The following is an 18,778-nucleotide window of genomic DNA, read 5'->3' on the forward strand; positions in this document are numbered from 1 at the left end:
CTAATCGTACACTTTTCAACAAGGAAGTGTCCTTGACCGTAACGGGGGCTTCAATTATAGTTGGAACGTAGGATTACTATTATGAAGTAGGAATTGTAAGCATATATTTCATACCAGGTTTTTAAGTAAACATAAAGGTGGCTTGGAACATGTCTGAAAGTATCTATGTAGGTGTCGATTTGGGCGGTACCGCGATTAAAGTCGGCATTTGTAATGAAAACGGACAGCTTTTGCACACATATGAGGGACCAACCGAAACCGATAAAGGTGTAGACGTTGTCATCGGTAATATCGAAAAATATGTGCGGCATATTGTTGAGCAATCTCCTTATGAGTGGGATCAACTAAAGGGTGTCGGTGCAGGCGTTGCAGGTTTTACGAATGTTCGTGATGGTATTATTGTCCTCGCTCCTAATATTGGCTTTCGTGACGTACCGATCCGTGCGCTCCTAGAGAACCGGATTGGCAAGCCTGTGAAAATAGACAACGATGCGAATGTTGCTGCGCTGGGTGAGGCTTGGGCTGGTGCAGGCAAAGGCATAGAAAACTGCGTATGCTATACCCTGGGAACAGGAGTAGGTGGCGGCATTATTATAAACGGTAAAATATACCAAGGTTCTTCGGGCATGGCCGGAGAAATTGGCCATATCAGTGTCGTACCTGATCTGGAGGCTATTCAGTGTGGATGCGGCAAAATGGGTTGCTTGGAAACTGTATCTTCCGCAACAGGCATCATTCGTATGGCCAAGGACGCTGTGGAACGTGGCGACCGGACCTCTCTGGCGCTGGAAGATCAAATTGCTGCCAAGGAAGTATTTGATGCTGCTAAAGCCGGGGATGAAGTCGCTCTGCGTATCGTGAACCGTGCTGCTTTCTATTTGGGGAAATCTATGGCAGCAGTTGCCGCTGTGCTTAATCCAGAGTTGTTTATCATAGGTGGCGGTGTTTCCAAAGCAGGCGACTTTTTGTTTGAAGAGATGCGTCGCGTGTACACCAAACTGGCACCTGAGCCCCTTCAAAAAGGGGTATCGATTGTTCCAGCTGTGCTGGGCAATGACGCAGGTATCGTAGGGGCAGCTGGTTTGTTGCTACGTTCCTGATCCTGATCCACAGGTTACTGATAATACGGGTACTGGCATAGAGCGAAGAAGCAAAAGGAGAGGGAAGTCCATATGACAGATAACCTAAAAAATGCTGCGCCGTGGGCAACGCTCATTATTATTACGGGGATGTCAGGCGCAGGGAAGACCATTGCGGTTCAGAGCCTGGAAGACTTGGGCTTCTTCTGCGTTGATAATTTGCCTCCTGTACTGATTCCCAAATTTGCCGAGTTGATTGAGCAGTCTAACGGTAAAATAGGCAAGGTGGCACTCGTAATTGATTTACGCGGACGAGAATTTTTCACCGCCTTGTCTGAATCGTTGAATTATATTAAAGATCATTTTACGATTCATTGTGAAATTTTATTCTTAAATGCGAATGATGGCGTTCTCGTACAGCGGTATAAGGAAAGCCGTAGACGTCATCCGCTGGCTCCAGACGGCATGCCTTTGGATGGGATTCGGTTGGAGCGCAAGATGTTGGAAGAATTAAAAAGCTCGGCTACACAGGTTATTGATACAAGTGTGATGAAGCCTGCAACCTTAAAGGCGAGGATTATTTCACGATTTTCTCATCTGGAGAGCAGTATGCTTTCCGTGAACATTACTTCTTTTGGCTTCAAGTATGGTATTCCCATTGATGCCGATCTTATATTCGATGTGCGCTTCCTGCCTAATCCCCACTATGTGGACCAACTACGTCCCCACACGGGACAGGATAGCGATGTATATGATTATGTCATGAAATGGCCCGAGACTCAGGCATTCTTGACCAAGTTGCTGGATATGTTACACTTTTTGATTCCGCAATATCGCAAAGAAGGCAAAAGCCAGGTCATTATCGGCATTGGCTGTACTGGCGGTAAGCATCGTTCTGTTGCAATATCGGAGTATTTAGGAAAAATGCTGGGTGCCAGCGAGACAGAATCTGTTTCTGTTTCGCATCGGGATGCTGATCGGGACCGGCATTAATGAGGTGAAATCATGAAAGAGACCGGATCACAACGGGAGCGCCCACGTATTGTTGTTATGGGCGGCGGAACCGGCTTGTCCGTCATGCTGCGGGGCTTAAAGCAAAAGCCGCTAGATATTACGGCTATTGTTACAGTCGCTGACGATGGCGGAAGCTCCGGGATTTTGCGCAGTGAGCTGCAGATGCCCCCTCCAGGGGATATTCGCAATGTGCTGACTGCCTTGGCTGACGTGGAACCAGTGATGTCAGATATGCTGAAATACCGTTTCGGTGCGGGATCAGGATTGTCAGGCCACAGCCTGGGTAATCTGATTTTAGCAGCGATGACCGATATATCGGGAGATTTTGTAACGGCGGTGCGTGAGCTTAGCCGTGTATTTGCTGTCCGGGGACGCGTGCTGCCGGCAGCTGAGGAAGGCGTTGTGCTAAGTGCCGAAATGGAGGATGGCACGGTGATTACCGGAGAGTCCAAGATCCCGGAAGCGGGCGGACGAATCAAACGCGTCTTTCTTGAACCGACTCACGTGGAGCCGTTGCCTGAGGCTGTAGAGGCCATTAATGAGGCTGATGCGATTTTGATTGGCCCCGGCAGTCTATATACCAGCATATTACCGAATCTGCTTGTACCTAAACTCGCTGAAGCTGTAGTAAAATCAGACGCTATCAAAATATTTGTCTGTAACGTTATGACCCAGCCTGGAGAAACCGATGGCTATACGGTAGGAGATCACCTGCAAGCTATTTTTGAGCATGTAGGGCATCATCTCTTCGACTATGTCATTGTAAATAACGGAGAAATTCCACCCCAAGTACAGGAAATGTATGCCGAGCAGGGCGCTAAGCCAGTTCAAGTAGACATGGGCGAGCTGACCGATCGGGGATATAAAGTGGTGGCAGATACATTAGTTCTGTTCCGTACGTATCTACGGCATGATGCCGACAAATTGAGCCAGCATATTTACCAATTGGTACAAAACTGGATATTAAGAAGGAGGTGAGTCCCTTGTCCTTTGCGGCACAAACGAAAAAAGAGCTTACGATGATTGAAAGCCAGTCCTGCTGTGAGAAAGCGGAACTATCTGCGCTCATACGTATGCTCGGATCCGTACAACTGTCGAATAAAAGGGTGATATTGGACGTGTCCACAGAAAATGCCGCGATTGCAAGGCGGATTTACTCCTTGATCAAGAAGCATTTTCAACTTCATATCGAACTGCTTGTACGGAAAAAAATGCGCTTGAAAAAAAATAATGTGTACATTGTCCGTATTCCCAATGGTGTGCAACAGCTGTTAAAGGATCTTTATATCGTTTCAGAAGGTTTCTTGTTCACTGACGGGATTAATCGGGATATCGTTCGGAAAAACTGTTGTAAGAGGGCTTATTTGCGGGGCGCCTTTATGGCAGGTGGCTCTGTCAACAATCCTGAAGGATCGTCTTACCACCTTGAAATTTCTTCGATGTATGAGGAGCATTGTCAGGCACTCGTTGATCTTGCGAATGAGTTTCACCTAAATGCTCGCTGTATTGAGCGAAAAAAAGGTTTTATTCTCTACATCAAGGAAGGCGAGAAGATCATTGAGCTGCTTAGCATCATTGGGGCGCATCAAGCCTTGTTCAAATTTGAAGATGTACGCATTATGCGCGATATGCGCAATTCCGTAAATCGCATTGTCAATTGTGAAACGGCTAATTTGAACAAGACGATCGGAGCTGCTGTCCGGCAAATTGAGAATATTAAGTTGCTGGAGAGGGAAGTTGGTTTGGAGACCTTGCCGGATAAACTGCGTGAAGTGGCAGAAATTCGACTCGCTCATCCCGATTTGAATTTAAAAGAAGTCGGGGAAATGCTCAAAGGGGTCGTGAGTAAATCGGGTGTAAATCATCGGCTTCGCAAAATTGATGAGATGGCTGACAAAATCAGGGGCGAAAATGGCCTGATTCCGTAAAAAGAATGTCCGTGGGGCTTTCAGCCCCGGTTTTTTTAGTTTTTTTTCTAGTGTCTGTCCCGGGTTAATGTTATAATGTGATAAATAAAATGGAGTAAGTAGTGTCCAGATTTATTTGATGAGGGGGTAAGCTGACATGTCAAAACATCCGGTAGTCGTACGCTTGAAAACAGGACTGCACGCCAGACCTGCTGCGTTGTTCGTACAGGAAGCGAATAAATATTCATCTGAGATTTTTGTGGAAAAAGAAGACAAAAAGGTTAATGCCAAGAGCATCATGGGTATTATGAGTCTTGCCATCAGTACAGGTACTGAAATCAATATTAGTGCTGAAGGTGCGGACGCCGAACAGGCTGTAAACGCTTTAGTAAGTCTGGTTAGTAAGGTAGAGCTGGAAAATCAATAAACAAAGATTTGCTTTGTGATATGGTGTATGCTCTTAGTGAAAAGCCCCTTTGGGGCTTTTTTTGTATCCAGAAAAAAGTCTTCGAAAACTCCTCCGTTAACTGTTTTATGGATGGATTTGTTGAATATAGACACCGTATTAAGTTCAAACTATAAATAATTAAAATCCCCGTGGTCATGCTCTGTTTCGGAAATTTGTACGCTTGGCTGCAACCTTTTTCCGTCTTTTCCGTCTGGAAGGTACAAACATTTTCAAGAAAGAGGTTGAATTCAATGAGACTTTGGACAAAAACAGTAGCCACGGCAGTTCTCGCAGGAGCATTAATGGCAGGGGGAGTAGCAGGAGGATTATGGACGGGGGCAGATCGTGCTTATGCTGCGTCAACAGCTTCGACGGTAAACGGTGTAATTAATGTGACTGGAAGCGGGGAAGTATTGGCGAAGCCCGATATTGCTTATCTCTCTATCGGTGTACAATCGGAAGGGAATACGGCAGCCGCTGCTCAAAAAGCCAATGCTACAAAATTGAACAAGGTTACACAACTGCTGAAAGAAAAGTGGAGCATTAGTGCAGATGACATTCAGACCAGCCAGTTTTATGTACAGCCTAACTACACCTATAACGAAAAAGAAGGGCAGAAGCTCAAAGGCTACACTGCCAACCATACACTTTCCGTCAAATACCGCGATTTGGATAAAATCGGTCAGTTGTTGGATGAGGCGACCAAGTCCGGAGCCAATAACGTAGATAATGTACGTTTTTCCGTGGAAAATCCTTCGACTTATGAAGAAGAAGCCATTACTAAGGCATTGGGAAGCGCACAATCTAAAGCCAGTGCTGTAGCTAAGGCAGCAAAACGCGGGTTAGGTGCTCTTGTGAGTGTGACGGTAGATGGCGGAGAAGCACAAATCTTTACACAACGTGAAAATGCCATGTCAAAATCGCTCTTGGACGTAGCAGGTGGCGGGACAGAGATACAATCGGGGCAAGTAACAGTGAAAGTTCAGGTGTCGGCTCAATACGAAATGAACTAATATAGATCATCAAACGAAGCCACAAGCGGCCAGCATCATGTGCAGGCTGGCTTGCTGGCTTTTTTTGTATACCGAAACCTTTTTGTAATGAGTCTGTCATAGCTAAGGGTTATTAGGTGTACATATTGAAATCGGAGAGTGTACAGATTGTAAACTACATACAATAGGGTATAGATATAATAATAAAAGTAGTTATCACACATAGACAATACAGATCATTAACAGGAGGAATATTTAATATGAGTAAGCATGCAAAAAAATGGGGTTCAGCACTGCTGGCGGCAGGGATTTTCGCAGGAGTCACAGCTGTTCCCGTTTCCTATATCCAGGCAGCATCGACGAAACAGCAGCAAGCGACAACACAGCAACCAGGAATCACCATCCAATGGAATGGTAAAACGTTGCCCGCTAAAGGTGTCCAAGTGAACGGGAGTACAATGATTCCGGTGGCCGCACTGCGCGACAGCTTGGGGATTCCAGTAAGCTATGATGCGAAAACAGCGACATATACCGTAGGTAGCGGGTACAATAAACTTTACATTATGGCTTCTTCCTCGGATGCCTACGTCAACGTCAATGGAATCAATACACGTAGTATGGATGCCAAACAGATCGCTGGGAAGCTATATATTCCTATGAGTTTGCTGAAAGACTATCTGGGCATAGATGCTCAATGGAATGCAGCTCAGAAAACAGTAACGCTGAGTAAAAGCCAGCTAAATCCGATTACAATTGCGTCTCAAACACTTCCAGCTTCGAGTAGTGCGAAGGTGTCCTACAAGATTAAGTACCCGCAAATCAGCGGTAGCCAGCTGAATTCTGAGGCTCAACAGGCCATTAACAATGTGCTTAAAAAGCATGCAGAAGGTATATTGGCAGCAGGCAAAAAGATGATGGCTGAGGGAGAGGCTACAACAGAAAGACCGTATGAGTTTGGAAATGATTTTGCGATTGCCTATAACAAAGATGGTATTCTGAGTGTGATTATGCAGGACTACTCGTATACGGGTGGCGCACATGGCATGACGGCACGTAAAGGATATACGTTTTCGCTCGCTGATGGTAAACTGCAGCAATTGTCTGACGTATTGAAGGCAAATCCGAACTACAAAAAGTTCCTCAATGCTGATTTGAAGAAAAAAATCGATGCACTTCAGGCTGGCGAAGGATTCGGCAAATTTAAAGAGCTGGCGGCAGATCAGAATTTTTATGTGACGAACAGTGGAGTAACAATCGTGTTTGATTTGTATGATTATGCGCCATACGCGTATGGAATTCCGGAGTTTACCTACTCGTTCGGTCAATTGCTGCCTCAAGGCGAAAAGCCTTTTGCGGGACAGAATGAATAGTAGAAATAAATAAGTCCAATTGTCTATAACCTAAAAAACAATAATGCAAAAAAGCTGCCTACCGGATAAGAAAGTCCGGAGCAGCTTTTTCATTTACCAGTTATCGAAAGAGGTGAATTTCTTCTCTTATACACCTTCTGGAGAGGAGCTAGTTAGCACTTTATCAATAATACCGTATTCCTTGGCATCATCAGCAGACATGAAGTAGTCACGGTCTGTATCTTTTTCAATGCGCTCCAGTGGTTGGCCTGTGCGATCTGCGAGAATGCGGTTCAGTTTATCACGCATTTTCAGAATGCGGCGTGCGCGGATTTCGATATCCGTTGCCTGACCTTGTGCACCACCCAGTGGTTGGTGAATCATAATTTCACTGTTTGGCAAAGCGAAACGTTTACCTTTGGCGCCTGCATTCAGCAAAAACGCGCCCATGGAAGCCGCCATACCTACGCAAATCGTAGATACGTCAGGTTTAATGTATTGCATCGTATCGAAAATGGCCATACCAGCTGTAATGGAACCGCCAGGGCTGTTAATATACAAGTGAATATCTTTTTCAGGATCTTCGGCAGCCAAAAACAGCATTTGCGCAATTATAGAGTTGGCTACAACGTCATTGACGTCCGAGCCTAACAAAATAATGCGATCCTTTAACAGTCTGGAATAAATGTCATAGGCGCGTTCGCCGCGGTTACTTTGTTCTACTACCATAGGAACATAGCTCACGTCAAAAAACCTCCCTTAAATATCGTTAGTGGATTTGGTGGACATGCCGATTACACGTCCCTTATTTATAAACTGTTACCGTAATAACCACATGATAAACAATTTCAAACAAAAAGTCAAAGAAAGTCAAACTAATGATTAAAAAAAAGAGCCCTCAGCGCTCTTATTGGTTAAAACATTATATAGAAGCATCTAAGCGTTCATTTAAAATGGCGCGCCCGCGAGGAATCGAACCTCGATCTCAGGCTCCGGAGGCCTACGTCATATCCGTTGGACCACGGGCGCATAGTTGATTCAATGCAAACAACTAACTAATTAAACAGCTAATTGGAAACAAAGATGATTATATGATATACAGCAGTGAATTGCAAGCTTTTATTAAATGCGCATATTCAGATAAATGGTTGAGAAATATAGGTTCAGATAGACTTGCATATGGAGCAAATATTGGTTAAGATATACGTGGGACTTAAAAAGTTATCCCGGGACGTTTTGAGACCAGTTAGAGATAGAGCATTAGAGACAGAACTTAGAAGTGTGCGGGAGTGGAAAGCATGCGAAAGATATTAGAAATACAGAAGCAGCTTCTGCCCGACCTCATGGATGTTTTGAAAAAAAGGTACACGATCCTGCATCAGATTATGCTGTCCGATGTTGTTGGACGCAGAACACTGGCAGCTTCACTGAACATGACTGAGCGCGTGTTGCGCGCCGAAACCGATCTTCTTAAAGCTCAGGGGCTAATTGAGATTGAGAGTGTAGGCATGAAGGTGAGCAAAGCAGGACTGGATCTGCTGGAACAGCTGGAGCCGATTGCGAACAACTTGTTCGGCCTGTCCCAATTGGAGGACCAGATTCGTCAAGCCTATGGTTTGAGGAAGGTGGTTGTCGTTCCAGGGGATTCGGATGCTTCTCCGTTAACAAAGCAGGAGCTGGGGCGCGCTGGAGCAAAAGCGTTGCTGAGTGTTATGGACGACGAGGATGTGGTCGCTGTAACAGGTGGCACGACAATTGCCGACGTGGCGGAACAACTGGCACTACCTTCTAATGGCCCACTTAAGGGTGGGTGGTTTGTACCGGCACGCGGGGGTTTGGGAGAAAGCATGGAAATGCAGGCCAACACAATTGCTTCCACAATGGCTCGCAAGGTAGGCGCTCAATACCGTCTGCTCCATGTACCGGATTTGCTCAGCAATCATGCTTACAACTCCTTGCTTGAAGATACGAACATTCAGGATATATTGAACCTGATTCGCGAGAGTCGTATCATCATTCACGGGATAGGCAACGCCATAGCGATGGCACATAGACGTAAACTTGATCCCGAAACCTTTGCCCAGATCAGCAGTGAAGGAGCGGTAGCCGAATCGTTTGGTTATTACTTTAACGAAGATGGCGTCGTTGTTCACAGAATGCTGACGCTTGGACTCCGATTGGAGGACATTAGGCGTACCGATACGGTTCTAGGTGTAGCTGGAGGCAAAAACAAGGCGGCCGCTATTCATGCGGTACTGCGTTTCGGGCAAGAGGACATTCTAGTCACCGACGAAGGCGCTGCTGTTGAGATTGTAAGTCGTTATTTAAATGATTAATATAGGATTTATGAATAGTGTTGTCTTGACGGGCTTTCGGGTCTGTCTTGAATATATAAAACTAAACTAAACGAACTTTGGGAGGAACTCACTCATGACAGTTAAAGTTGGTATTAACGGTTTCGGACGTATTGGACGCCTTGCTTTCCGCCGGATTCAAAATGTGGAAGGTATTGAAGTAGTAGCAATCAATGACTTGACAGATTCCAAAATGTTGGCACATTTGTTGAAATATGATACAACACAAGGTAATTTCCAAGGACAAGTAGAAGTACATGACGGCTTCTTCAAAGTAAACGGTAAAGAAGTTAAAGTTTTGGCTAACCGCAACCCTGAAGAACTGCCTTGGGGAGACCTGGGTGTAGACATCGTTCTGGAATGTACAGGTTTCTTCACAACTAAAGAAGCTGCTGAGAAACATTTGAAAGGCGGCGCTAAAAAAGTTGTTATCTCCGCTCCAGCTACTGGCGACATGAAAACTGTCGTTTACAACGTAAACCATGAAATTCTGGACGGAACTGAAACTGTAATCTCCGGTGCTTCTTGCACAACAAACTGCCTGGCTCCTATGGCTAAAACACTGCAAGATAAATTTGGTATCGTTGAAGGCTTGATGACTACAATTCATGCTTACACTGGCGACCAAAACACTTTGGATGCTCCACATGCTAAAGGAGACTTCCGTCGTGCTCGTGCAGCAGCTGAAAACATCATCCCTAACACAACTGGTGCTGCTAAAGCAATCGGTTTGGTTATCCCTGAGTTGAAAGGTAAATTGGATGGCGCGGCTCAACGTGTTCCAGTACCTACAGGTTCCCTGACTGAGCTGGTAACAGTTCTGGAGAAAAACGTAACTGCTGAAGAAATCAACGCTGCGATGAAAGAAGCTTCCGATCCTGAAACTTATGGATACACTGAAGATCAAATCGTTTCTTCCGACATCAAAGGTCTTACTTTCGGTTCTTTGTTTGATGCAACTCAAACTAAAGTTCTGACTGTTGGCGACAAACAACTGGTGAAAACTGTAGCTTGGTATGACAATGAAATGTCTTACACTGCACAATTGATCCGCACGTTGGAATACTTCGCAAAACTGGCTAAATAAGAACAGTCTTATTGAGCAACATCATAGAGCGGAAACAGGTTATTGTTTCCGCTCTTTATATATCAAATGTGCCTTGAATTCCTGATTCGTAAAATTATAAGGGTGCGGAGGAATATGGAGATGAACAAAAAGAGCGTACGTGATATAGAACTGAATGGAAAACGGGTGTTTGTTCGTGTAGATTTTAACGTTCCGGTTGAGGACGGTAAAATTACGGATGACAAGCGTATTCGTGAAACCTTGCCAACCATTAACTACCTGATTGAAAAAGGTGCAAAAGTTATTTTGGCGAGTCACTTTGGACGTCCAAAAGGTCAGGTTGTTGAATCCATGCGTCTGACTCCTGTTGGCGTACGTTTGTCTGAGCTGCTGAAAAAACCAGTAGTTAAAGTGGACGAATCGGTAGGCGAAGCTGTTAAAGCGAAAGTGGCTGAACTGCAAAACGGCGACGTGCTGTTGCTTGAAAATGTACGTTTCTATGCAGGAGAAGAAAAGAATGATCCTGAATTGGCGAAGCAATTTGCTGAATTGGCAGACGTTTTCGTGAATGACGCATTTGGTGCAGCACACCGTGCTCATGCTTCCACAGAAGGTATCGCGCATCTTCTTCCGGCTGTTTCCGGCCTGCTGATGGAGAAAGAATTGTCTGTAATCGGTAAAGCTCTTTCAAACCCAGATCGTCCTTTTACAGCCATTATCGGCGGTTCCAAGGTAAAAGACAAAATCGACGTGATCGACAACCTGCTGAATATTGCAGATAACGTAATCATTGGTGGCGGTTTGGCTTATACATTCTTCAAAGCTCAAGGTCATGAAGTGGGTCAATCCCTACTGGATGAATCCAAATTGGACGTAGCTCTTGGATTTATTGAAAAAGCGAAGAAGCTCGGCAAAAACTTCTACCTTCCGGTTGATATTGTGGTATCTGACGATTTCAGCGCTACGGCGAACACAAACATTGTGGATATCGACGGCATTCCTTCAGATTGGGAAGGCGTGGACATCGGACCGAAAACACGTAAAATCTATGCAGATGTTATCAAAAACTCCAAATTGGTTGTTTGGAACGGACCAATGGGCGTATTTGAAATCGAGCCTTTCGCTGGTGGTACTCGTGAAGTAGCGGAAGCTTGCGCAACAACAGAAGCATACACCATCATTGGTGGCGGTGATTCTGCGGCTGCGGCTGAAAAATTCCACTTGGCTGACAAAATGGATCATATCTCCACTGGCGGCGGCGCATCTCTGGAATTTATGGAAGGCAAAGCACTTCCGGGTGTTGTTGCACTGAACGATAAATAATCAAACGCACTATGCGTGAATAAAGCTTTAGGGCACCTAATAGTTAGGAGTTGAAACCATTGAGAACACCGATTATCGCGGGTAACTGGAAGATGTTTAAAACCGTACCAGAAGCTAAAACTTTCATCGAAGAGATCAAAGGCAAAGCAGAGGTTGCAGGAGTGGAAAGCGTGATTTGCGCACCATTTACAAATCTTCCTGCTCTGGTTGAAGCAGTAAAAGGCACGTCTATTAAAATTGGAGCACAAAACCTGCACTTTGCAGAAGATGGCGCATTTACAGGTGAAATTAGCGGTGGAATGCTGAAAGATCTGGGCGTAGACTACGTTGTGATCGGACACTCCGAGCGTCGTGAATATTTTAATGAAACAGACGAAACGGTGAACAAAAAGGTTCATGCGGCATTCCGTCATGACCTGACTCCAATCGTATGTGTAGGCGAAAAGCTGGAAGATCGTGAAGCTGGACAAACCAAAGAGGTTGTAAAAGTGCAAACTGTAGCAGCTTTTGCTGGTTTGGCTAAGGATCAGGCTGCACAAGTAGTTGTTGCTTATGAGCCAATCTGGGCCATCGGAACAGGCAAATCCTCCACTTCGCAGGATGCGAATGAAGTGATTTCCTATATCCGTAGTCTGATTAAAGAGCTGTATGATGAGAATACAGCAAATGCTGTACGTATTCAGTATGGTGGCAGTGTAAAACCTGAAAATGTTACTGAGTACCTGGGTCAAAGCGATATCGACGGCGCGCTTGTGGGCGGTGCCAGTCTTCAACCGGCGTCGTACATCGCGCTTGTTGAGGGGGCGAAGTAAGATGACAGCACCAAAACCGGTAGCTTTAATTATTATGGACGGGTTCGGATTGCGTGACAACGTAGAAGGTAATGCGGTTGCGCAGGCCAACAAACCGAATTACGACCGGTATTTACAACAGTATCCTCATACAACGCTGACGGCTTCTGGCGAAGCAGTGGGTCTGCCTGAAGGACAAATGGGTAACTCCGAAGTAGGTCACTTGAACATCGGCGCAGGCCGAATTGTATATCAAGACTTGACTCGTATTTCGAAGTCCATTCGTGACGGCGAGTTCTACGACAATGAAACACTGGTTAAAGCAGTGCAACATGCTAAGAAGAACAACACGAAACTTCACCTGTACGGACTGTTGTCTGACGGCGGCGTGCATAGCCATATCAGCCATCTGTTCGCTATGCTGGACTTGGCGAAAAAAGAAGGCTTAACTGAAGTGTACATTCATGCTTTCATGGATGGACGCGACGTTATGCCTGACAGCGGCGTAGGCTTCATGCAGCAACTGATCGCCAAAATTCAAGAAGTGGGCGTAGGCAAAATTGCGACTGTACAAGGACGCTATTATGCTATGGACCGCGACAAACGTTGGGAACGTGTGGAGAAATCTTACCGTGCAATCGTATACGGAGAAGGCCCTCAATACACAGATCCAATGGAAGCATTGAAAGAATCGTATGAAAAATCAGTGTTCGACGAATTTGTGGAGCCAACGGTTATTGTGAAGGCTGACGGAAGTCCTGTAGGGCTGGTCGAAAGCAATGACTCTGTTATCTTCCTCAATTTCCGTCCTGACCGTGCGATTCAACTGTCTCAGGTATTTACAAACGCGGACTTCCGTGGTTTTGACCGTGGCCCGAAATTGCCTAAAGATTTGCACTTTGTTTGCCTGACGTTGTTCAGCGAAACGGTTGAAGGCTTTGTAGCATACGAACCGAAAAACCTGGATAACACGTTTGGTGAAGTGTTGGTTCAAAACAACAAAAAGCAATTGCGTATTGCTGAGACTGAAAAATATCCGCACGTTACTTTCTTTTTCAGTGGCGGACGTGATGTGGAGCTTCCTGGCGAAACTCGTATTTTGATCAACTCGCCTAAAGTGGCTACATATGACTTGCAGCCGGAAATGAGTGCGTATGAAGTAGCGGATGCTGCTGTTAAGGAAATCGAAGCCGACAAGCATGATGCGATTATCCTGAACTTTGCCAATCCGGATATGGTTGGACACTCCGGTATGCTGGAGCCAACGATTAAGGCGGTAGAGACGACGGATGAATGTGTTGGACGTGTTGTAGATGCGGTTAAAGCCAAAGGCGGCGTGGTTATTATCATTGCTGACCATGGTAACGCGGATATGGAAATTGATGAGCAGGGACGTCCGTTCACAGCTCACACAACTAATCCGGTTCCGTTCATTTTGACTGACGAAAATATCGTTTTGCGTGAGCATGGAATACTGGCTGACGTAGCTCCAACGCTTCTGGATTTGATGCAACTTCCGCAACCTGCGGAAATGACAGGAAAATCTATGATTGCATCCCGCAAGTAAGCTTGATTTAATAAGTATAGGCTTGACCAATAAATCATGATTCACAAAGGAGATTAAGTACAAATGACTATTATTTCTGACGTGTACGCTCGCGAAGTCCTCGACTCCCGTGGTAACCCAACGGTTGAAGTTGAAGTATATCTGGAATCCGGTGCTATCGGTAGTGCTATCGTTCCTTCCGGTGCCTCCACAGGCGCTCACGAAGCTGTAGAGCTTCGTGATAACGATAAATCCCGTTACCTGGGTAAAGGCGTTCTGCAAGCTGTTAAAAACGTGAACGAAATTATTGCTCCTGAAGTAATCGGCTTGGATGCTGTGAACCAAGTAGAAATCGACACGCTGATGATCAAATTGGATGGTACACATAACAAAGGTAAATTGGGTGCAAACGCAATTCTGGCTGTATCCATGGCTGTAGCTCGCGCTGCTGCTGAAGCTCTGGGCTTGCCACTGTACACTTACCTGGGCGGATTCAATGCTAAACAATTGCCAGTGCCAATGATGAACATCGTTAACGGTGGCGCTCATGCCGACAATAACGTTGACGTACAAGAGTTCATGGTTCTGCCTGTAGGCGCTCCTACATTCAAAGAAGCTCTGCGTGTAGGCGCAGAAATCTTCCACAACCTGAAATCCGTACTGAACTCCAAAGGTTTGAACACAGCTGTTGGTGATGAAGGTGGTTTTGCTCCTAACTTCAAATCTAACGAAGAAGCTCTGTCCACTATTATCGAAGCGATCGAAAAAGCTGGTTACAAACCAGGTGTTGACGTATTCCTCGGTATGGACGTTGCCTCCACTGAGTTCTTCAAAGATGGAAAATACACTTTGGAAGGCGAAGGCAAATCCTTCACTTCTGCTGAGTTCGTTGACCTGCTTGCTTCTTGGGTTGATAAATACCCAATCATCACTATTGAAGATGGTTGCTCCGAAGATGACTGGGAAGGTTGGAAATTGCTCACTGAAAAATTGGGCAACAAAATCCAATTGGTTGGTGACGACCTGTTCGTAACAAACACAGAGCGTCTGGCTAAAGGTATCGATGAAAACATCGGTAACTCCATCCTGATCAAAGTAAACCAAATCGGTACGCTGACTGAAACTTTCGATGCTATCGAATTGGCTAAACGCGCAGGATACACAGCTGTTATCTCTCACCGTTCCGGTGAATCCGAAGACAGCACAATCGCTGATATCGCTGTTGCAACAAATGCAGGCCAAATTAAAACAGGTGCTCCTTCCCGTACTGACCGTATTGCGAAGTACAACCAATTGCTCCGCATTGAGGATCAACTGGGTGAACTGGCTCAATACCACGGCCTGAAATCTTTCTACAACCTGAAAAAATAATATTGCGCAAAAATGCTGATGGCGCCTCTGACTCATGGTTCATGATCACGAAGTCTCAACGCTCAAAGCTTTTACGCATTAAAAAACAGACCTACTCGCCACCGCGGGCAGGTCTGTTTTTTTGTTATTATGGATGTGTATGAGAATACATAACTTTGCAAAGGCTTAATGGCTGAGTGACTTGTATAACTGTTGTTATCTACTGGAAGCTGTGGTAGAATAAAAATAGTGTTTTGCGTTAATTTCCGGCTATTTATAACATGATATGTACATGTTTTCATAAAAGAGGCTGTGTTGTTTTGCAAAACAGATGTATAAGCTCAGGAGGTGGGATTTTTCATGGAAATCTTTTTGAAAGTGCTGCTCGTTGTGTTCTCGATTGCTGTTATTGCGGTTGTTTTACTGCAAAAGGGGAAAAGCGCAGGTTTGTCCGGTGCCATCTCTGGCGGTGCTGAGCATCTGTTCGGCAAAACAAAAGCTCGCGGTATGGATTTGATTTTACAACGTGCAACTGCTGTTTTGGGTGCGGGTTTTATGATCGTTTCTGTTTTAGTTGCATTTTTTGCAAAATAAGATAAATATGTACCTTAAGCCTTCGTTTCGCGGGAAACGGGGGCTTTTTTTAGATTTTGGACAGGCAGGGATGCCGTCGATTAAATTCGTGTATACTAGGGTATGAGTATATTAAGAGCCTTGTATCAGGAACAAGGACATGCGGATTTATTACTGAAAATTAAAGGTCACCCGAGGTGGACAATATTATGATAACAGAGCAACAACTACTCGATTTTATGCGCGAGACTGCATACAAACCCATGACTTACCAGGAGCTGGAGCAGCACTTTGATATTAAGGATGCGGAGGATTTCCGTGAATTTCTTAAGCTCTTGAATTCCTTGGAGGAAGAGGGGAAAATCCTGCTGACCAGCACAAACCGTTATGGCGTGCCGGAACGGATGGATTTGCAGCGTGGGCGTTTGCAGGCTCATGCCAAGGGATTTGCCTTTCTGATTCCAGAGGACCGGGAGCACCCGGATGTATATATTCATGCGAACGACTTAAAAAGTGCGATGAATGGAGATACGGTACTGGTAAGAGTGTCCTCGAAGGGACCTGCGGGCGGTCGATTAGAAGGTGAAGTTGTACGGATCGTGAAGCGTGCAGTGCTTCAAGTAGTAGGCGTGTTTCAGAGCCACGAAGCATATGGTTTCGTTCTGCCGGATGATAAGCGTATTAACCGGGATATTTTCATTCCAAAAACAAGCTTCAATGGAGCCGTAAACGGTCAAAAGGTCGTTGTGCGTATTGTGAGCTATCCAGAAGGACGAGCAGCGGCGGAAGGCGAAGTGTTGGAAGTTTTGGGTCATAAGGATGATCCGGGCGTCGACATTTTGTCAGTTATTCGCAAGCATCAGCTTCCGGAAGCTTTTCCAGATGAAGTTACAGAGGAAGCGGAGAAGGCTCCCGACGCGATTACGGAAGAAGAGATTGTTCGTCAGGGACGGCGCGACCTGCGTGATAAGATCATTGTTACCATTGATGGCGAGGATGCCAAAGACCTGGATGATGCTGTAAATGTAGAGCGCTTGCCGAACGGAAACTACCGTCTGGGCGTTCATATTGCCGACGTAGGGTATTATGTGCGTGAGAACTCTAAGCTGGATCAGGAGGCATATAACCGCGGTTGTAGCGTGTATTTGGTTGATCGTGTCATTCCTATGCTTCCACATCGACTTTCGAACGGAATATGTTCTTTGAATCCACAGGTGGATCGACTGACTTTATCCTGTGAGATGGAATTCAATGAGCATATGAAGGTTGTAAAGCATGATATTTTCACCAGTGTGATTAAAACGAAGGAACGGATGACGTACACTAACGTTCGCAAAATCCTCGAAGAGGAAGATGCTGAACTGTTGGAACGGTACAAGGATCTCGTTGATGTATTCGGCACGATGAAGGAATTGGCATTGAAGCTGCGTGCTAATCGAATGCGCCGAGGTGCGGTTGATTTTGACTTTGATGAAGCTAAAGTGATTGTGGATAATGAAGGCAAAGCTGTAGATATTGTGAAGAGAGAGCGTACGATAGCTGAACAAATTATTGAAGAGTTTATGTTGGCGGCCAATGAAACGGTAGCCGAACATTTCCATTGGCTCAAAGTACCTTTCTTGTACCGGATTCATGAGGACCCAGATCCGGAGAAGCTGCAAAACTTTATGGCTTTCGCAGCTAATTTTGGGCATCAGATCAAAGGTAGAGGAAATTCCATTCATCCGCGTGCACTGCAAACGTTGCTGGAAGATATTCAGGGTACGAAGGAGCAAACCGTGCTTAGCACGATGATGCTGCGTTCGATGAAGCAGGCAAAGTATGATGCGGAAACGACAGGACATTTTGGGCTAGCAGCGGAGTATTACTCTCATTTTACATCGCCGATTCGTCGTTACCCTGACTTGGTGATTCACCGTGTCATTCGTGAGGTATTGGAGAACGGCGGGGCTTTAACAGCCGAGCGTCAGGAATATTTGACTGCACGTATGCCTGATATTGCGCAGCAATCTTCCGAGCGTGAACGTGTGGCTGTGGATGCAGAACGTGATACAGAGCAGATGAAAAAGGCTGAATATATGCTGGACAAGGTCGGCGAGGAGTTCGAAGGCATCATCAGCAGTGTAACCAGCTTTGGGATGTTCATTGAGCTGGACAATACAGTGGAGGGTCTGACGCGTCTGAGTGCGCTTACGGACGACTATTACCACTTTGACGAGCAGCATATGGCTTTGATTGGCGAACGCACCTCCAAGGTGTTCCGCATTGGGGATGAGGTTAAGGTTCGCGTCGCGCGTGTGAACATGGAAGATTACACAATTGACTTTGAACTTGTCGATATGAAGCAACGGCAACGCCGTGAACGGACGGGCGGTTCAGGACAGGGCGGAGGTTTTGCGCGTGGCGGTGAGGGCCGAGGTAAAGGCAAACCCCATGAAGGGCGCGAACGTAAGGGTGGTAAAGACAAGGCTGGCAGGGAGCGTAAAGGCGGTCGTGATGCTGCCGGGAAGCCTAAAGAAGCCGGTTCAGGCGTAGGTGGCGGAGGTATTAGCACCGCAGGTCGTTCAGGGCGCGGCGGTGGAAACGGAGCTGGAGCCGGCTCAGCTAGCAGCTTCGGCTTTGGCAGTGGCAAGGGCGGGTATAACTCGCCAGCATCCGGGGCAAGCAAGCGACGGAAGAAGACGTCTGCCAGCGGTATTTTCATCGGCGGAGCAGCTACACCAGGTAGTGATGCCAGACCAAACGGTGAAGGCGCAGCACGTCGCAAGCGGAAGAATAAGGGCGGAAGTGGCGGCAATAGCACCGCGGGCTTTGTGCGGAAAAAGAAGAAGTAGGTAGCTAGAGCTTACTTACTTTGAAGGCTGGAGCTTTCATTGCAGTGTATGAAGCTGATTTGAAGCATAGGTATACGTGCGGTTTCTGTCTGCTGTATTGGATGGAAGCCGCTTGGTTTTAAGTGTGATATAAGTGCAGTTAGAAATGTAGA

At 45.9% G+C, this 18,778-nt stretch carries 16 protein-coding genes and 1 tRNA gene; 15 read left to right on the top strand and 2 right to left on the bottom strand.

Annotated features, from left to right (window positions below; all coding sequences use genetic code 11):
- The first annotated feature begins 149 nt into the window (after positions 1-149).
- The 7 genes from MKY24_RS00925 (at position 150) to MKY24_RS00955 (ending at position 6,810) form a co-directional block, all read left to right on the top strand.
- Complete coding sequence (locus tag MKY24_RS00925) at positions 150-1,100, top strand: ROK family glucokinase (protein ID WP_023986484.1); 951 nt, start codon at positions 150-152, stop codon at positions 1,098-1,100.
- A gap of 72 nt (positions 1,101-1,172) precedes the next feature.
- On the top strand, positions 1,173-2,072 hold the full coding sequence (gene rapZ, locus MKY24_RS00930; RefSeq protein ID WP_013308254.1) for an RNase adapter RapZ: 900 nt from the start codon (positions 1,173-1,175) through the stop codon (positions 2,070-2,072).
- A 12-nt stretch (positions 2,073-2,084) separates the two neighbouring features.
- On the top strand, positions 2,085-3,071 hold the full coding sequence (locus MKY24_RS00935; protein ID WP_023986485.1) for a YvcK family protein: 987 nt from the start codon (positions 2,085-2,087) through the stop codon (positions 3,069-3,071).
- Positions 3,072-3,076: 5 nt separating this feature from the next.
- Positions 3,077-4,021 (top strand): DNA-binding protein WhiA, encoded by a 945-nt coding sequence (whiA, locus tag MKY24_RS00940; protein ID WP_013308256.1) that lies wholly within the window; start codon positions 3,077-3,079, stop codon positions 4,019-4,021.
- Positions 4,022-4,157: 136 nt separating this feature from the next.
- Complete coding sequence (locus tag MKY24_RS00945; protein WP_013368811.1) at positions 4,158-4,427, top strand: HPr family phosphocarrier protein; 270 nt, start codon at positions 4,158-4,160, stop codon at positions 4,425-4,427.
- 272 nt (positions 4,428-4,699) lie between these two features.
- Complete coding sequence (locus MKY24_RS00950; protein ID WP_013308258.1) at positions 4,700-5,461, top strand: SIMPL domain-containing protein; 762 nt, start codon at positions 4,700-4,702, stop codon at positions 5,459-5,461.
- 239 nt (positions 5,462-5,700) lie between these two features.
- The gene (locus MKY24_RS00955) at positions 5,701-6,810 is read left to right on the top strand and encodes a DUF4163 domain-containing protein (protein ID WP_023986486.1); all 1,110 of its coding nucleotides are present in this window, start codon (positions 5,701-5,703) and stop codon (positions 6,808-6,810) included.
- A 126-nt stretch (positions 6,811-6,936) separates the two neighbouring features.
- Here the strand turns inward: MKY24_RS00955 and clpP are convergent, their stop codons facing one another.
- Positions 6,937-7,533 carry an ATP-dependent Clp endopeptidase proteolytic subunit ClpP gene (clpP, locus tag MKY24_RS00960; RefSeq protein WP_013368815.1) on the bottom strand — a complete coding sequence of 199 codons (597 nt, stop codon included), beginning with the start codon at positions 7,531-7,533 and terminating at the stop codon, positions 6,937-6,939.
- 210 nt (positions 7,534-7,743) lie between these two features.
- Positions 7,744-7,818: transfer RNA gene (locus tag MKY24_RS00965), tRNA-Arg, on the bottom strand.
- 269 nt (positions 7,819-8,087) lie between these two features.
- Between MKY24_RS00965 and MKY24_RS00970 the strand changes: the two genes are divergently transcribed.
- The 8 genes from MKY24_RS00970 (at position 8,088) to rnr (ending at position 18,626) form a co-directional block, all read left to right on the top strand.
- On the top strand, positions 8,088-9,125 hold the full coding sequence (locus MKY24_RS00970; RefSeq protein ID WP_023986487.1) for a sugar-binding domain-containing protein: 1,038 nt from the start codon (positions 8,088-8,090) through the stop codon (positions 9,123-9,125).
- A 94-nt stretch (positions 9,126-9,219) separates the two neighbouring features.
- Positions 9,220-10,230, top strand: coding sequence for a type I glyceraldehyde-3-phosphate dehydrogenase (gene gap / locus MKY24_RS00975; RefSeq protein WP_023986488.1), 1,011 nt, complete (start codon positions 9,220-9,222; stop codon positions 10,228-10,230).
- A 120-nt stretch (positions 10,231-10,350) separates the two neighbouring features.
- Positions 10,351-11,532: a phosphoglycerate kinase gene (locus MKY24_RS00980; protein ID WP_023986489.1), complete on the top strand. Its 1,182-nt coding sequence runs from the start codon at positions 10,351-10,353 to the stop codon at positions 11,530-11,532.
- A gap of 59 nt (positions 11,533-11,591) precedes the next feature.
- Entirely contained in the window at positions 11,592-12,344 is a 753-nt protein-coding gene (tpiA, locus tag MKY24_RS00985) for a triose-phosphate isomerase (protein ID WP_023986490.1), read from the top strand.
- Position 12,345: 1 nt separating this feature from the next.
- Complete coding sequence (gene gpmI, locus MKY24_RS00990; RefSeq protein ID WP_023986491.1) at positions 12,346-13,890, top strand: 2,3-bisphosphoglycerate-independent phosphoglycerate mutase; 1,545 nt, start codon at positions 12,346-12,348, stop codon at positions 13,888-13,890.
- A gap of 63 nt (positions 13,891-13,953) precedes the next feature.
- Positions 13,954-15,240: a phosphopyruvate hydratase gene (eno, locus tag MKY24_RS00995; protein WP_013308266.1), complete on the top strand. Its 1,287-nt coding sequence runs from the start codon at positions 13,954-13,956 to the stop codon at positions 15,238-15,240.
- Between the two features lie 339 nt (positions 15,241-15,579).
- Positions 15,580-15,813, top strand: coding sequence for a preprotein translocase subunit SecG (secG, locus tag MKY24_RS01000; RefSeq protein ID WP_013308268.1), 234 nt, complete (start codon positions 15,580-15,582; stop codon positions 15,811-15,813).
- Positions 15,814-16,001: 188 nt separating this feature from the next.
- Complete coding sequence (gene rnr / locus MKY24_RS01005) at positions 16,002-18,626, top strand: ribonuclease R (protein WP_339201244.1); 2,625 nt, start codon at positions 16,002-16,004, stop codon at positions 18,624-18,626.
- Positions 18,627-18,778 lie beyond the last annotated feature (152 nt).

This window comes from Paenibacillus sp. FSL P2-0322, from assembly GCF_037975315.1.
GTDB classification, from domain to species: domain Bacteria; phylum Bacillota; class Bacilli; order Paenibacillales; family Paenibacillaceae; genus Paenibacillus; species Paenibacillus polymyxa_B.

Coding starts and splice junctions, on each gene's coding strand:
- MKY24_RS00925 (WP_023986484.1), top strand. CDS start 150: ATGTCTGAAAGTATCTATGTAGGTGTCGATTTGGGCGGTACCGCGATT.
- rapZ (WP_013308254.1), top strand. CDS start 1,173: ATGACAGATAACCTAAAAAATGCTGCGCCGTGGGCAACGCTCATTATT.
- MKY24_RS00935 (WP_023986485.1), top strand. CDS start 2,085: ATGAAAGAGACCGGATCACAACGGGAGCGCCCACGTATTGTTGTTATG.
- MKY24_RS00945 (WP_013368811.1), top strand. CDS start 4,158: ATGTCAAAACATCCGGTAGTCGTACGCTTGAAAACAGGACTGCACGCC.
- MKY24_RS00950 (WP_013308258.1), top strand. CDS start 4,700: ATGAGACTTTGGACAAAAACAGTAGCCACGGCAGTTCTCGCAGGAGCA.
- MKY24_RS00955 (WP_023986486.1), top strand. CDS start 5,701: ATGAGTAAGCATGCAAAAAAATGGGGTTCAGCACTGCTGGCGGCAGGG.
- MKY24_RS00970 (WP_023986487.1), top strand. CDS start 8,088: ATGCGAAAGATATTAGAAATACAGAAGCAGCTTCTGCCCGACCTCATG.
- gap (WP_023986488.1), top strand. CDS start 9,220: ATGACAGTTAAAGTTGGTATTAACGGTTTCGGACGTATTGGACGCCTT.
- MKY24_RS00980 (WP_023986489.1), top strand. CDS start 10,351: ATGAACAAAAAGAGCGTACGTGATATAGAACTGAATGGAAAACGGGTG.
- gpmI (WP_023986491.1), top strand. CDS start 12,346: ATGACAGCACCAAAACCGGTAGCTTTAATTATTATGGACGGGTTCGGA.
- eno (WP_013308266.1), top strand. CDS start 13,954: ATGACTATTATTTCTGACGTGTACGCTCGCGAAGTCCTCGACTCCCGT.
- secG (WP_013308268.1), top strand. CDS start 15,580: ATGGAAATCTTTTTGAAAGTGCTGCTCGTTGTGTTCTCGATTGCTGTT.
- rnr (WP_339201244.1), top strand. CDS start 16,002: ATGATAACAGAGCAACAACTACTCGATTTTATGCGCGAGACTGCATAC.